The 15,030-nt window shown below is 71.7% G+C and carries 9 protein-coding genes, 1 other RNA gene and 1 pseudogene; 3 read left to right on the forward strand and 8 right to left on the reverse strand.

Features of this window, described 5'->3' with window-relative positions; genetic code table 11:
- Positions 1–40: 40 nt before the first annotated feature.
- The 6 genes from OHB56_RS16955 to OHB56_RS16980 all read right to left on the reverse strand — a co-directional run bounded on the left by OHB56_RS16955 (position 41) and on the right by OHB56_RS16980 (position 10,557).
- The gene (locus tag OHB56_RS16955) at positions 41–1,324 is read right to left on the reverse strand and encodes a hypothetical protein (protein ID WP_406354204.1); all 1,284 of its coding nucleotides are present in this window, start codon (positions 1,322–1,324) and stop codon (positions 41–43) included.
- 52 nt (positions 1,325–1,376) lie between these two features.
- Positions 1,377–3,674, reverse strand: a complete 2,298-nt coding sequence (locus tag OHB56_RS16960; RefSeq protein ID WP_406354206.1) for a transglycosylase domain-containing protein — start codon at positions 3,672–3,674, stop codon at positions 1,377–1,379.
- Between the two features lie 724 nt (positions 3,675–4,398).
- Positions 4,399–5,733, reverse strand: a complete 1,335-nt coding sequence (locus OHB56_RS16965) for an acyltransferase (RefSeq protein WP_406354208.1) — start codon at positions 5,731–5,733, stop codon at positions 4,399–4,401.
- Positions 5,730–7,928: a polysaccharide deacetylase family protein gene (locus OHB56_RS16970; RefSeq protein WP_381029519.1), complete on the reverse strand. Its 2,199-nt coding sequence runs from the start codon at positions 7,926–7,928 to the stop codon at positions 5,730–5,732. The genes OHB56_RS16965 and OHB56_RS16970 overlap by 4 nt, the downstream gene beginning before the upstream one ends.
- Entirely contained in the window at positions 7,928–9,277 is a 1,350-nt protein-coding gene (locus tag OHB56_RS16975; RefSeq protein WP_406354210.1) for a hypothetical protein, read from the reverse strand. Before OHB56_RS16975 ends, OHB56_RS16970 begins: the two co-directional genes overlap by 1 nt.
- Before the next feature lie 311 nt (positions 9,278–9,588).
- The gene (locus OHB56_RS16980) at positions 9,589–10,557 is read right to left on the reverse strand and encodes a LysR family transcriptional regulator (RefSeq protein WP_406354212.1); all 969 of its coding nucleotides are present in this window, start codon (positions 10,555–10,557) and stop codon (positions 9,589–9,591) included.
- An 83-nt stretch (positions 10,558–10,640) separates the two neighbouring features.
- On the opposite strand from OHB56_RS16980, the gene OHB56_RS16985 reads away from it, so the two are divergent.
- Entirely contained in the window at positions 10,641–12,029 is a 1,389-nt protein-coding gene (locus OHB56_RS16985; protein ID WP_406354214.1) for an MFS transporter, read from the forward strand.
- Positions 12,030–12,458: 429 nt separating this feature from the next.
- Positions 12,459–13,466 (forward strand): LacI family DNA-binding transcriptional regulator, encoded by a 1,008-nt coding sequence (locus tag OHB56_RS16990; RefSeq protein ID WP_406354216.1) that lies wholly within the window; start codon positions 12,459–12,461, stop codon positions 13,464–13,466.
- A gap of 192 nt (positions 13,467–13,658) precedes the next feature.
- Here OHB56_RS16990 and ssrA read toward each other — a convergent pair.
- Positions 13,659–14,061, reverse strand: a transfer-messenger RNA (tmRNA) gene (gene ssrA / locus OHB56_RS16995).
- A 137-nt stretch (positions 14,062–14,198) separates the two neighbouring features.
- Complete coding sequence (gene smpB, locus OHB56_RS17000) at positions 14,199–14,678, reverse strand: SsrA-binding protein SmpB (RefSeq protein ID WP_055598071.1); 480 nt, start codon at positions 14,676–14,678, stop codon at positions 14,199–14,201.
- 110 nt (positions 14,679–14,788) lie between these two features.
- Between smpB and OHB56_RS17005 the strand changes: the two are divergent.
- Positions 14,789–14,921, forward strand: a pseudogene (locus OHB56_RS17005) (Fpg/Nei family DNA glycosylase); the annotation flags it as partial.
- Positions 14,922–15,030 lie beyond the last annotated feature (109 nt).

A 15,030-nucleotide genomic window follows, 5' to 3' on the forward strand; every position in this document is an offset into this window, starting at 1 on the left:
TGAAGAGGGGAGCGCTAGTTGACCATGTGGTGACGGGGCCTCACTGCACGACGGTCGACCAGTCCGGTGACTGGGCCGGGTCGAGGGTGCGCAGCCGCTCCAGCGTCGCGGGGGTCTGCACGTCCATCCAGTCGGCCAGTTCCTTGAAGGACACGCACTGGACGTCCTTCTTGGTGCACACGTTCTCGATGGTCCGTTCCACGGCCCGCATGTAGATGCCGCCGTTCCATTCCTCGAAGTGGTTGCCGATGAACAGGGGCGCCCGACTGCCGTGGTAGACGCGGTTGAACCCCGCCATGTAGGTGTCGACGGTCTCCTCTTCCCACTGGGGGTACATGGCCGGGTCGCCCTCGGTCTTGCCGTCGGACTGGTTGTAGAGGAAGTTGAAGTCCATGGACAGACCCTGGTACTTGCCGCCCTCGTACGGGAGCATCTGCAGCGGGAAGTCCCAGACGCCGCCCTTCTTGACCGGCCATATCTGGAAGTCTCCCGCGGAGCTGGAGTCGTAGCGGTAGCCGTAGTCCTTGATGGCCTTCAGCAGGTTCGCCTGGCCCTCCAGGCAGGGGGCGCGTCCGCCGGTGACCTCCTTGTCGACGTCGAAGGGCAGCGCGGGCAGGTCCGTGTAGCCGGTGTTGGTCTTCCAGTTCTTCACGAAGGAGTTGAACTGGTCGATCTCGCTCTTCCACTCCGCGACGCTCCAGTCGCCGCCGCCCTTCTCGTTGCAGAAGTGCCCGTTGAAGTGGGTGCCGATCTCGTTCCCCTTCTTCCAGGCCCTGCCCAGCTGCTCCAGCGTGGTGCGGATGTGCTCGTCGGTGGGGTAGCTGATCGCCGCGGCCCCCCTGTCGTGCTGGGGCGGGTCGTACAGTGCCTTCTTGGTCTGCGGCAGCAGGTAGATCCCCGTGAGGAAGAACGTCATGTGGGCGTCGTTCTCTTCGGCCACGTCCAGGAAGTGCGAGAAGAGCCCGTCGTCGCCCTGCAGCGCGCCGTCCCAGGAGAAGACGACGAACTGGGGAGGTTTCTGGCCCGGCTTGAGCGGCTTCGGCTCCAACCGGTCCTTCTGCGGGCCGGTGTAGGAGGTGGAGCCGTCCCCCAGGATCTTGGTCCTGCCGTCCCAGTCCGGCTCCTCGGCGGCGGCCCCCGCCACCTTCTTCCGGTCCCCCGAGGAAGCGGTCGGCGCGGTGTCGTCCGTGCTGTTCAGCACCAGGTAGCCCGCCGTCAGCGACCCGGCGACGAGAAGCGCCGCCGACGCCAGGACCGCGGGACGGAGGGGGGCGGTGCGACGCGGTACTCGGGCCTTGCGGCGGCGCCCCGGCGATGGCTTCATGTGCGGCTCATTCTCCAGAGTCGGTGGGGGGACTGCGGTGCCCGCTCGGTGGTCACCCGAGGAGGTCCAGGGCACCGGACCAGATGCCGTAGGGGACGCCGTCGTCGGCGAGGCCCTCCAGCGGCAGCGGTTCGAGGCTCTCGGCGAGGTCGATGCGGTAGACGACGACCGCCGTGGAGACGGACTCGTGCGTGCCGACGTACCAGGCGGCGGTGTCCTTCTCCGTCGTCCCGGGCTTCCCCGCCACCTTCGCGGTGGCGGGCGCTCCGTCCGGGTGGGCGGTGCGGAAGGATTCCGTGAGCGCGGAGGTGACCTCCTCTGCCACCTCGGCGCGGACCGCCCGGCGCGGCTCGGGCAGGTCCAGGGGGATCTCGGCGCCGTTGAGGGTGATCCGGCGCACCGAGTACGGCTCGGTGTGCTCGCCGCCCGCGGCGAACGTCGCGTAGCCGCCGGCCATGCGGATGGCGCTGGGCGTGGAGCTGCCCAGCGACAGCGCGGGCACCCGGGCCCCGATGCTGGAGGGCAGCAGTCCGGAGGCGATGGCGGTGGCGCGCACCTTGTCCAGGCCGGTGTCCATGCCGAGCTGCATGAACGGCGTGTTCGCCGAGAGTGCCATCGCCCGGTGCAGGGAGATCTGCCCGTAGGACTCGTCCCCGTCGTTGCTGGCGGCGACCTTGCGGCCGCTGCGGTCCCAGTACGGCCCCTCCGGCGTGGTCACCGGCACGTCGTCGTCGCCGTTGTAGGGGGATTCGCCGGTGACGGGCGTCGGCTCTCCGTCGCGGGTGGTGCGGACGCCGTGCTGCAGTCCCGCCGCGTACACGAACGGCGTGAAGGCCGTACCGGCCGGGACGGTCGTGGCGTTGGACTCGTTGTAGCCCTGCTTGCGGTGGTCGGGGCCGCCGTAGACGGCGAGGATCCGGCCGTCGGCGGCCACCGAGGCGGCCCCGTAGTGCGCGGTCTTCGCGGTCTTCGGGTCGTCCTTCAGCGCCTTCTTGCGGGCCTTGGTGACGACGTCGGTGAGCCGGCTCTCCCGCTTCTTGTCGAAGGTCGTGTAGATCTGGTAGCCGCCGAGGTCGAACTGCTTCTCGGAGATCGCCCCGGACTTCTTGGCGTACTGGGAGACGAGTTCGACCAGGTAGTCGCTCTGCTCACCGGTGGAGTACAGCGGGTTGCTCTTCAGCGGCTCGGGGAACTTCTTGTACGTGGCCCGCTCGGCCGACGAGAGCTTGCCGATCTCGACCATCCGGTCGAGGGTCCAGGTCCAGCGCTCCTCGGCGCGGTCGCGGTTGGCGCCGCTCAGGGTCGGGTCGTACAGGCCGGCGCCCTTGAGCAGGGAGGCCAGGAACGCGGCCTCGCCGGCGTTGAGTTCGTTGACGTCCTTGCCGTAGTAGGCCTGGGCGGCGCGCTGAATCCCGTAGGTGCCGCGGCCGAACCAGCTGGTGTTGAGGTAGCTCTCGAGGATCTCCTCCTTGCTCATCCGGTTGTCGAGCTTGAGGGCGATCATCGCCTCGGTGAGCTTGCGGCGGACCGTCTGGTCCTGGTTCAGGTAGACGTTCTTGACGTACTGCTGGGTGATGGTCGAGCCGCCCTGGGTGTCGCCCTGGCCGAACGTGCGGAGCACGGCGCGGGTGATGCCCTTCATGGAGATGCCGGGGTCGTTGTAGAAGTTCTCGTTCTCGGCGGCGAGGACCGCCCAGCGGACGTCCTCGGGGATGTCCCGCAGCGGCATCGCCTGCCGCTGCACCCAGCCGGTACGGGCCATGGGCGTCCCGTCGGACCAGAAGTACACGTTGTCCTGCTGGGTGGCGTACGAGTTGAGGTTGTCCGGGATGTCGGTGGCCGCGTAGGCGACGACGAGGAGGAGGCTGCTGAGACCGAGGCCGGCGAACGCGCCGCCGAGCCACTGCCGCCAGGAGGGCAGCCATCGGCGCCAGCCGCTGCGCCCGGGCCGGGGGTATTCCGGTTTCACGCGGCGGGCGTAGGGCGCGAGGCGGGCGGCCGGCACGGCGAGGACGCTCAGCAGGGACGCCAGGCGGGGGTCGGCGGCGAGGCGGGAGCGGAGGGAAGGGCGTGGGGCCTTGCGGGGGTTCCGGTTTCTGGAGCGGGGCGATCGGCCGGTTTTTCCCTCGCCACGTATTCGCTCCGCGGAGGTCGCCTCCGAAGAGGCGGCTTTTTCAGCCGTCTCGGATATCCCGGATATCTGAGATGTCTCGGATCTTTCGTTCTCCGTGCCGGCCGTGTGCTGCGGGAGCATGCGCAACTGCACGGTCTCGTCCGCCTTGAACGAGCCCAGCGCTTTCAACTGCATGGTGGCGTCGGGCTCCTCCCCCCGCCCCTCCGGCGACACCATGTCCCTCCTCGCATTCGGCACCAGTCACGCAAGCAAGACGTACGAGCGTACGACTTGGTTGCGGTCGGCACGACCGCGGACCGACTGCCGACCTCACGTTTCAAGACACTGGAAAACACTAGCGTCCTACACAACACCTCCACACATGAAAAACGCGCATAATAAGGCCCGGCTGGTGATGAAGAGCACTCCGGAGCAAGGGTGGTGACACTCACTCAGGAGAAGCCGGCGGCAGGCCGTCCGATGCGTCGAATCGCTTCACCGGCGCGCGACATCCTTCCGCCGCCTTCCGGGCTTCCCTCGCGTTTCCGCGTCGAAGCACTTCGACGTGACGACTCACGGCTCGGCACCGGCCCGGCACCGAGCCGCATCTGACGGACCGCCAAGGCCGTCACGGCCGCCACCGCGATCGGACCGCGCCGCCCCTCTTCGAAGCGGTCCGTCCCTCCGCGTGCGGCGCGGAGACGAGCGCGCCGGCCTCACCCTTGACGGGGGTCGTGGAGGCACGGCACCGAACCGGAAACGGGCGGCACCACGGCCACTGGACGACCGGGACCGCGCGGACCGCCCCCCGACGTCAGCCCCGGCGGGCGGCCGCGTGCGGCGCGGAGACGAGCGCGCCGGCCTCATCCTTGACAGGGGTCGTGGAGGCACGGCACCGACCGGGAAGCGGGCGGCGCCACGGCCACTGGACGACCGGGACCGCGCGGACCGCCCCCCGACGTCAGCCCCGGCGGGCGGCGCGGCTCCCGGGCTGCCGGACGGCGGAGCGCTTCGTGCCGTTCGGCCACAGGCGGGGCTTCCGCTTCGCCGCGAGGTCCTCGACCCAGCCGACGGCGAGCACCGCCAGGCCGATGAGGGGCCAGATCAGGGCGAACATCCAGAGCGTGTACGTGCTGCTGATCGCCTCCACCCCGCGTTCGCTCTGCATGAACGGGAGCCGGTACAGCAGGTCGACGATCGGGACCGTCGCCATGATCAGCATGTTGTGCCACAGGTAGATGGTGACCGCCCGGTTGTTGGAGAGCGTCACCAGCTTGTCCCACTGCGCCAAGCGTCCCGGGAGCTCCCGCCAGGAGGGGGAGTACTGGAGCAGGATCACGACGAAGCCGAACGACCAGGCGGCCTGGGCCAGCGGAATGTCGTTGAGGTCCCAGCCGTCGGGGCCCAGATGGCCCGACGCCCACCACAGGCCGAAGGCCATCACCAGCGACGCGCAGGAGACCGAGACGTACCGCGGGATCCGCTTCAGCATGCCGTCGTTGTGGGCGAAGCCCAGCACCCAGCAACCGCCGTAGACCGCGAAGTCGGTGATCGCGCGGCCCGTTTCGCCGGGGATGGTCACCAGGCCCGTGCCGACGATCGCCGTCAGGCCCAGCGGGGCGAGCAGGGTCGGCCAGGGGGCCCGGCGGAACGCCCACAGCAGCAGCGGCGACGCGATCACGAACCACAGGTAGGCGCGCAGGTACCACAGCGGGCCCGCGGCCTGCACCGCCCAGGTCTCGTCCAGCAGGCCCGACGGGGAGCCGAGCTCCCAGGGGTAGGGCGGAGCACCGATCGGAACGATGTAGTTGAACAGTCCGATCAAACCCCAGGAACCGTCCTCCTTCGCCGGGTTCCAGCCGTTGGCGAACATCATCGCCAGCGCGACCGCGCCGAACGCCCACATGGGGGGCAGGAGGCGGCGGATCCGGCTGCGGATCACGCTCCCCGCCGGACGCTTCAGCGAACGCGCCATCAGCGAACCGGCCAGCGCGAACATCACGCCCATCGACGGGAACAGCACCGTCATCCAGGCCCAGCCGAACAGGTGGTAGACCACGACGCGGACCAGGGCGATGGAGCGCAGCAGGTCGAGGTACCGGTCACGGCCCGGCGCACCGGAGGCGGCCGTGGCCGGGGCGGCGGGGTCCGTTGCGGGTGCGGGCTCGGCCGTGCGCTGGCGCGGGAGGGCGGGCGGCACCCCCGGGGTCCCGTCGGTCTCCCCCGCGGGCGCCGTTCCGTACGGGCCGGCCGGCTCCGGGCCGGGGCCCGTACCGGTCGTGTATCCGTGGGTCATGCCACGGGCCTCCGATCGTCGTCGGTCCGCGCGTTCTGGCGCGGCACCGAGCCGCCGGGCGCCTCGACGACGCCGGTGCGCCGCAGCTTCTGCCAGCGCAGGCGGCCGCCGGTGAGCGCGGTGATCCAGGACTGGAGCAGCACGACGTACATGAGCTGGCGGTAGAGGATCTGCTGCAGCGGCAGCGAGATGAGATGGGTCATGCGTTCGCGGTCGAGGCGGAAGGCGAAGGCCGCGCAGACCGCCTGGATGGCCAGGACACCCAGCCACGCCATGATCGTCTTCTGGGTCGGGCCGAAGACGATGCCGTAGAGCAGGAAGACGTCGATCAGGGGGGCCAGCAGCGGGGCCACGATCATGAACAGGGAGACGAAGGGCAGGCCCACGCGGCCGAAGCGGCCCGAGGGTCCCTTGTCGATCACGGCGCGGCGGTGCTTCCAGATGGCCTGCATGGTGCCGTAGGACCAGCGGTAGCGCTGGGACCACAGCTGCTGGACGGTCTCCGGGGCCTCGGTCCAGGCGCGGGCGTTCTCGGCGTAGACCACGCGCCAGCCGGCGCGGTGCAGCGCCATGGTGACGTCGGTGTCCTCGGCGAGCGTGTCGTCGCTCATGCCGCCGATCGGGACCAGGGCCGAGCGGCGGAAGGCGCCGACGGCTCCCGGGATGGTCGGCATGCAGCCGAGGATGTCGTACATGCGGCGGTCCAGGTTGAAGCCCATCACGTACTCGATGTGCTGCCAGGCGCCGATGAGGCTGTCCTTGTTGCCGACCTTCGCGTTGCCCGCCACGGCTCCCACCTTCGGGTCGCCGAAGGGCTGGACGAGTTCGCGGACGGTGGACGGCTCGAAGACCGTGTCGCCGTCCATCATCACGACGATGTCGTACCGGGCGTTGGCCAGGCCCCGGTTGAGCGCGGCCGGTTTGCCCGCGTTGAGCTGGCGGATCACCCGGACGTTGGGCAGGCCCATGGCCTCGACGATGCGGGCCGTGCCGTCGCTGGAACCGTCGTCGATGACCAGGACCTCGACGGGGTGGTCACTGTCCATCAGGGAGCGGACGGTGTTCTCGATGCACTTGGCCTCGTTGTAGGCCGGGACCAGCACGGTCACCGGCTCGGTGACCGGCGGACCCCAGCCGAAGCCCTGGCGGCGCACCCGGCGGGCGTGGACGCCGGAAAGGACGAGCATCAGCACGAAGCGGCCGATGACCAGGGTGCCGACGATCGCCAGGCCCGCCGCCAGGCCGCTGGTGACCTTCTCCGAGGCCTGGACCAGGAAGATCCACGCCTTGCCCTTCCACAGCTCGGAGCCGGTCACCGCGCTCATCGCGCTGGGCGCGTCCAGGGCCTCGGTGAGGTTGTCGAACGCGTAGCCGTCCTTCTTCAGGTCGGGCAGCATCCTGTCCAGCGCCTCGACGGTCTGGCTGCGGTCGCCGCCGGAGTCGTGCATCAGGACGATGGCGCCCTCGCCGTTCTTCGGCGTGGCACGGCGGATGATCTCGTCGACGCCGGGCCGCTGCCAGTCCTCGCTGTCGGTGTTGTTGACGACGGTGATGTAACCGAGGCTGCCGATGTACTCGGTGACCGGCCAGGACTTGTTGTCCATGGCGGCGGAGAAGGAGGAGTACGGCGGGCGGAAGATCGAGGTGCGCACCCCGGCCGCGCCGGTGAGCGCCAGCTGGTTCTGCGACAGCTCCCAGTCGATGCGCTTCTTGGACTGGAGGGAGAGGTCGGGGTGGTTGAAGGTGTGCAGGCCCAGTTCATGGCCTTCGTCGACCATGCGCTGGACGAGGTCCGGGTGGCGGGAGGCCATGGTGCCGGTGACGAAGAACACCGCGTGCGCGTCGTGCTTCTTCAGCACGTCCAGCACGCGCGGGGTCCAGACCGGGTCCGGGCCGTCGTCGAAGGTGAGGACCAGACGCTTGTCGGGCACGCTCAGGCTCTCGGTGCGGCCGCCCCGGGCGTCGATGACCGGACCGCCCTCGAGGATCTTCTCCGGCACCTTGTCGGTGGGAGCGGGTGCCTGGATGCGGTGATCGGCGAGGATCTCGCTGTGCGTGTAGCCGCGCAGCATGAGCATCGCCGCCAGGGCGACGAGGACGAGCAGCGGAAGCAGCAGGCGCAGGGGCACACGGCGACGCCGGGAGCCGCCTCGGGCTCTGGTCGCGGGCCCGGGGCGGTGGGAGTGGGATGCCATCAGAGAACGTGCTCCGGGGACGGTGCGGTGGACGGGTTCGGCGGTGCGGCGGGGGCCTCCGCGGCCACGGCCGGCGCTTCGGCGGGTGCGTGGGCGAGGTCGTCGGCGCCGGCGGGTTCCTCGTCGCCGGGTTCTTCCCCGGCGGGCGGGGTGGTCGGATCGGCGCCGGTGCCGGTGCCGCCGGACGGGGTCGTCGGGACGGCGGGCACCGAGGCGGCCGGGGGGTCGGCCGGAGCGGTGGTCGTGGGACCGCCGGCGCCGGTGCCCGGCCCGGGGGCGGTCCGGTCCGGCGTCGGCGCCGGACCGGTGGCCTCGCCGGCCCCTCCCTCGGCGACGGGCGCGCCGCCCGCGGGGAGGTCGGCGCCGGGCGGGGGGAGGGTGTCGGCGTCGCCGGCGGTCGGCTCGGCGCCCGGGGGCAGGTCGGTACCGGAGCCGGGTGACGCGTCCGGCTCGGCGGGCTGCGGCGAGGTCTCGACCTTCCCGGCGGGCTGCTCCTGCTCCTGGTCGGGCACGGGGATCCAGGGGGCGTTGGAGTTGCCGGACAGCAGCGTGGCGACGATCACGACGGCGTAGGCGGCGCAGGCCAGGCCGACGGCCAGGCCGATCCGGCGGTAGAGGCGGCTGCGGCGGCCGGACTCGTCGACGAACACGGGTCCGTCGGCGACGTCGGGGCCCGCACCGGCGCGGTGCTTGCCCGGCATCGCCCGCAGTACGTCGTCGCCGAACTGCACGGCGTCGAGCTGGATCGTCACCTCGTGCGGGTCGTGGGTGTGCTCGGTGCTGTCCGCGTCCGCATCCGTGTCCGTGTCCGCGCCTACGGTGGGGAGGGCCCTGGTGGGCTCGGCCGCGGCGGGGACGGGCGTGGTGGGCCCGGCCGCGACGGGGGGGAGCACGGACGTCTCGGCGCCCTCCTGCCAGGGGTCGCGCAGGGGGGTGCGGGGCGGCCGGGAAGTCCCGGCGGCCTGGGCGGAGAGGCGTGCGGTGAAGCCGGCGGAATCGGCGGAAGGGGGCGCGGGGGTGGTACGGGGTCTGATCCGGAGGGCCCTGGTCTCCTCGGGGTCCTCGCGGCCCTCGGGGCTCTCGAAAGCCGCCGGGCGCGTCGGGGTGGCCCTCTGCGCCCTGCCCTCCCTCTCCGGCCCGCGCTGTGCGGGCATTCCGCTCGTGACGCCCGGTGCCGGCACCTTGCCCGTGCCGCCCGGTGGAGTCGCTGTGTTCATCGTGGTGGTCGTGGCCTTCGTGTCGTCCGGAGCGACCCGGTCGTCCAGGCCGGCCCGGTCGTCCGGGTCGGCCGCGCGGGGTGCGGTCCTCGCCGCGGCAACGTCGTTCGCCCCGCCGGTGCGGCCGGGCACGCTCCGGGAGAACCACGTTCCGTGGCCGGCGACGGAACCGCCGGAGGCGGACCGGTCGTCCTCAACCGGGTCGGCTTCGCTCCCGGTCCCGGATCGTTCAGGTTGGGCGTCTTCTCGCCACTGTTCCACGCGCACGTTTCTTCCCCCCACGGAACTGTTCAGGGTGCGCGTACGGCCCGAGCACTCGCCGCCGGAATTGGGCCCCCACCCTCTCCGAGCGCCCCGTTTATCACACCGTGCTCGAGCATCGAATGTAGCGCACGCGAAGGTTCCGTGTTCACCGGGAGGGGATTCGTGTCAATTGCGAGACATTAGGGAGAACTCATGACATCAAGATCACTGTCTGAAACCCATCCGCCGACGGGCCGGAGCAACCAGCCCTCCTCGGCGGCGATATCGGCCGCAGCCCTGCGAAGTCCCTCCAGAGCGGGGTGAATCAGCCCTTTCCTCCACACCAGGGACACCGGTGACAGCGGAACGGGGTCGACCAGCGGGCGCAGCACCATCGAGGGCAGCGGCGGGAAGTCCACCACGGCGAGGACCGGATTCCCCGTGCGGGCCATGATCCGCTGGAACTCCTCCTCCCCGACGGCCAGGGGAGCGGGCGACGCGACGCTGATGCCCCGCCCCTCGAACAGCAGCCCCGCGAGGTCGGTCCACTCCGGTGTGCGCGGATTGCCCGCCCCGGCGTACACCTCCTCGCCGGCCAGCGCGTCGAGCGGCACCTCCGCCAGGGCGGCCAGCGGGTGGCCCTCGGGAAGGATCACCGCCATCGGCTCGTACCGTACGGGCTGCTGGTCGAGCCCGGCCTTCAGCGCCGCGGGGAGCCCCGCGAACCGCCCGAACGACGCGTCGAGCCGTCCCGCGACCAACTCGCCCGCGGCCCAGGTCAGTCCGCTCTCGTAGCGGGCCATCAGCTCGTGGTCGGGGCCGAGTTCGCGGGCCCGGTGCAGGACCCGGCGGCCGGTGGCCAGTCCCGGGGAGTTGAGGTCCACCAGCAGCGGCCGGGTCCGTCCGGCGGCGGCGAGCAGGTCGTCCTGCGCCTGGAGGGCCCGGCGGGCGTACGGCAGCAGGCGTTCGCCGTCGGGGGTGAGCGTCACCTGGCGGGTGGTCCGTACGAACAGCTCGCTGCCCAGCTCCCGTTCGAGCCGCCGTACGTCGCGGCTGAGCGCCTGCTGGGCTACGTAGAGGCGCATCGCGGCGCGGGTGAAGTGCAGTTCCTCGGCGACGGTGACGAAGGCGCGCAGGAGACGGGGGTCGAGGTGGGCGGGGGCGGACACCCCGTGAACCTACAACGCGGGTGCGTGAATCGGTACCGGGTAGGTGTTGGACCGGCGCCGCGGGCGCGGGTGACGGTGGGCGCATGCCGCAACCGACCTTCCACCGGCGCCCTCCGGCCTCCCGGAACACCCCTCTGTTCACCGTCACCGCCGACGCCCTGGTCGCCGTCGACTTCTCGCCACGCGGGCGGGCGGACAGCGACCGCGGCCGGGTGGAGGGCCCCTACCGCCGTCTCTTCGCGCTGCCCGGCGCCCGCGCGTTCACGGCCTGGAATCTCCTCGCCCGGCTGCCGATGGGCATGCTCAGTGTGAGCGCGGTCATGATGATCGCCGCGACCCGGGGTTCGTACGCCCTGGCCGGCGCGGTCGTCGCGACCGGACTCGCGGTGACCGCGCTGGTCGCCCCGTGGACCGCGCGGCTGGTCGACCGGTACGGGCAGGCCCGCATCGCCCTGCCCGCCACGGTGTTCGCCGTGCTCGGCCTGCTCGCGCTGCTGCTCTGCGTGCGCCACGGCGCCCCCGACTGGACCCTGTTCGCCGCCTACGCCGCCACCGCCACGACGCCGAACACCGGCGGGATGTCCCGGGCCCGCTGGGCGTACCTGCTGGGCTCCCGCACCGGGGAGCCGGGGGGCGGTCCGGAGGCGGTCGCCGAGGCCCTGCACACCGCGAACTCCTTCGAGCAGGCCGCGGACGAGCTCTGCTACATGCTCGGTCCGGTGCTCGCGGCCTTCCTGTGCACGGCGCTCTTCCCGGAGGCGGGCACGCTGGTGGGGGCGGCGCTACTGCTGACCGGTGTGACGCTTTTCACCGCCCAGCGCTCCACCGAGCCGCCGGCCGGACGCCACGCGCCGGGCGGCCGGGCTCCCTTCCGGGCGCCCGGGATGCGTCCGCTGCTCGTCGTCTGTCTCGCGACCGGTGCGGTGTTCGGCGCGATGGAGGTCGTCACGATCGCGTTCGCGGACGTCCAGGGGCACCGCCCGGCGGCCGGCGCGGTGCTCGCCCTCCAGGCGGCCGGCTCCTTCGCGGCGGGGCTCGCGTACGGGGTGATGCGCCCGGCGGGGTCCGCGCGGTCCCGGCTGCCGTGGTGCCTGGCCGCCATGACCGCGCTGATGGTGCTGCCGCTGCTCGCGGCGTCCCTCACCGGCTCGCTCGTCCTGCTGGCGGGCGCGCTCCTGCTGGCCGGCATGGCCACGGCGCCGACGATGGTCACGGCGATGACGCTGGTCCAGCGCCTCACCCCCGAGGGCCGGCTGAACGAGGGCATGACCCTCGCGGTGACCGGCCTGCTCGGCGGGATCGCCTGCGGCAGCGCGGCGGGCGGCTGGACGGTCGAGCACGTCTCGGCCGCGGCCGGGTACGGGGTTCCGGTGACGGCGGCCGCGACGGCCCTGCTGACCGCCCTCGTCCTGCTCGGTCCGCTGAACCCCCGCCCGTTCGGGGCGCCGGTCCCGGCCCGCTCGGGCGGCTGAGCCGGGCGGTTCCCCTCTCCCCGGACCCCCTCCCGGTCGACCCTTCGGCCCCTTCGCCCCCTCACCCCTTCGCCCCTCCGCCCCTTCGCCCCCTCCGCCCTTCGCCCCTCCGCCCCTCCGCCCCTCCGCCCTTCGCCCCTCCGCCCCTCCGCCCCTCCGCCCTTCGCCCCTTCGCCCCTCCACCTCTCCGCCCTTCGCCCCTCCGCCCCCTCACCTCTCCGCCCCTCCGCCCCCTCAACCCTTCGCCCCCTTCAGCCCTTTGAATCCCTTCGATCCCGTTTCGACCCGGTCCGCGGTTCGGGCCGTCGAACCGCCCCACCGATTCCCGCACGTCCCATTGACGGCCCCACGGCCCGCACATACCTTCACCCGTCGAAGCGCTTCGACGCTCCCGGTTGCCGGTGCAGGACCCCCCGATAAGGACCCTCGATGGTGAAGATCACGGATGTGGCCCGGCACGCCGGGGTCTCCCCCAGCACGGTGTCGTACGCGCTCAGCGGCAAGCGGCCGATCTCCGACGAGACCCGGCGCCGCGTCCAGGCCGCCGTCCGCGAGCTGGGCTACCGCACGCACGTCCGGGCCCGGGGTGCGGCCGGGGCCGGGTCGCGGGTGCTGGCGCTGGCGGTGCCGATGCGCTCCGGCGTCCACGTGCCGGTGGTGACGCAGTTCGCGGTGTCGGTGGTCACCGCGGCCCGCGCCCACGGCCACGACGTGCTGCTGCTCACCCAGGGCGAGGGCGAGGAGGGCATCGGACGGGTCGCGGAGACGGGACTGGCGGACGCGCTGGTGGTGATGGACGTCCAGCTCCAGGACCCCCGGCTGCCGTTACTGCGCTCGTCGCCCCTGCCGTCCGTACTGATCGGCGTCCCGGCCGAGCCGGACGGACTGACCTGTGTGGACCTGGACTTCGGTGCGGCGGGCGAGCTGTGCGTGGACCATCTGGCGCGGCTCGGGCACCGGACGGTGGCGCTGGTCGGCTCGCCGCCGGAGGTGTACGTCCGGCGCACGGCGTTCGCCCGCCGGCTCGTGCAGGGCTTCACCGCCGCCGCGGACCGGCACCGGATCCGGTCCGCGGTGCACCCGTGCGGGACGGGCCTGGGCGCGGCCCGCGCGATCGCCGAGCGGCTGCTGCGCGAGCAGCCCGCGCTGACCGGGGTGGTGGTGCACAACGAGCCGCTGCTCGACCCGCTGATCGACGCCTTCGAGGAACTCGGGGTGCGCATCCCCGAGGACCTCTCCCTCACCGCCGTCTGCCCGACGCCGGTCGCCGCCTCGGCCCGTATCCCGCTCACCTCGGTCACCGTGCCGTCCACGGAGCTGGGCACCCGCGCGGTGCACCTGCTGGTACGGAAGCTGTCGGGTGCCCCCGTGCCACAGGCCACCCTGCTCCCGCCCCGCCTGACCGAGCGCTCCAGCACGGGCCCGCGCCCGGCCTGACCCGCCCGGCCCGCGGGTGTGCCGCAGAGGGGTGTGCCGCAGTGCGGCTCTGGTCCGCGTCACGGGAATGGAAGGCAGAAGCGTGAACCACCCCCCGAGAGGGGGCCGGGCCCCGAATCGCCGCCTTCGCCTGTGCGGCCGCATGACACAGGCCCCGCCGCTGACGCGACGGGGCCTGTGCCCACATGGGGTAAGTGGAGATGGCGGGAATCGAACCCGCGTCCAACGGTGCAGAATCAGGGCTTCTCCGTGTGCAGTCCGCTGTGCTTTTCTCAGCCCCGGAGATCACGCAGACAAGTCTCCGACGGGCTCAGTCACTGTTGGATTTCCCTCTTCACCCCGTGACCGGGATCAAGGTTTAGTTCCCTGAATGATGCCAGGATCCGGGTCGGGAACACCCCCGGGCTGACACTCCCTCTAGTAGGAGAGCCGCTGCTCGCTACCTGAAGATCAGGCAGCGAGGGCGAGCTCGCCCTGGGAGATGGATCGCTTGGAATTGGCGATTATTTTTTCGGCCTGTGGTTTACGAGATCATGGCCGCTTCCTCGACACGCTTCCCCTGCTTCGACAGCCGCTGTCGAAACCGATCATCCCCATGTTTTTTTCTCAAGGTGCGCACCCGCTGTGAGGTGCTGCCGCCATCGTACGTGACCAACGCGGGTCGGTGCCAGCGTATTCCCGCGCGACGGCTCCGAGGGCTCCGGGACGGTCCGGGAGCCGCTCGGACAGGCCCTACGCCTGCTGCTTGCGGCGGACCGCCGAGATCGCCCGCTCGGTCTCGCGCCGGTCCTGCTTCTCGCGGAGCGTCTGGCGCTTGTCGTACTCCTTCTTGCCCTTCGCCAGCGCGATCTCCACCTTCGCCCGGCCGTCCTTGAAGTACAGGGCGAGCGGCACGATGGTGTGCCCCGTCTCCTGGGACTTGGACTCCAGCTTGTCGATCTCCTCGCGGTGCAGCAGCAGCTTGCGCTTGCGCCGCGCGCTGTGGTTGGTCCAGGTGCCCTGGCTGTACTCGGGGACGTGCACGTTGTGCAGCCACGCCTCGTTGCCGTCCAGCTGGACGAAGCCGTCCGCCAGCGACGCCCTGCCCTGGCGCAGCGACTTCACCTCGGTCCCGGTGAGGACCAGGCCGGCCTCGTAGGTGTCGATGATGAGGTAGTCGTGCCGCGCCTTCTTGTTCTGCGCGATCAGCTTGCGCCCTTTTTCCTTAGCCATAGTGCCGCCCATTTTGGCACTACGGAGGGGGTGGGCGGAAAGCCGATTTCGGGGGCGGGGGCGGGAGCCGTCCGGCCGACGGGCCGAAGGACTCCGAGCGCGGGGCGATGTACGTGCACGGCCGCACCGGCGAGGCATGCCCCGTCTGCGGGGACGCCGTCCGGGAGGAGGTGTCCTCCGCGGGCTCCTCGCTCCAGTACCGCCCCCGCCTGCCGGACCGGCGGGAAGCTGCCGGCGGACCGGGGACGTCGAAGTTCCCCGAGCGAACCCGCCGGGAGCCCGAGCCCCTGGCCCCAGCCGCCTCCGGCCCGACGCCGTCCGTGAAATCGACGGTGTCCCCGCGGAGGAACCC

Origin of the sequence: Streptomyces sp. NBC_01635, from assembly GCF_045209715.1 — a bacterium.
In the GTDB taxonomy this organism is placed as follows: domain Bacteria; phylum Actinomycetota; class Actinomycetes; order Streptomycetales; family Streptomycetaceae; genus Streptomyces; species Streptomyces hirsutus.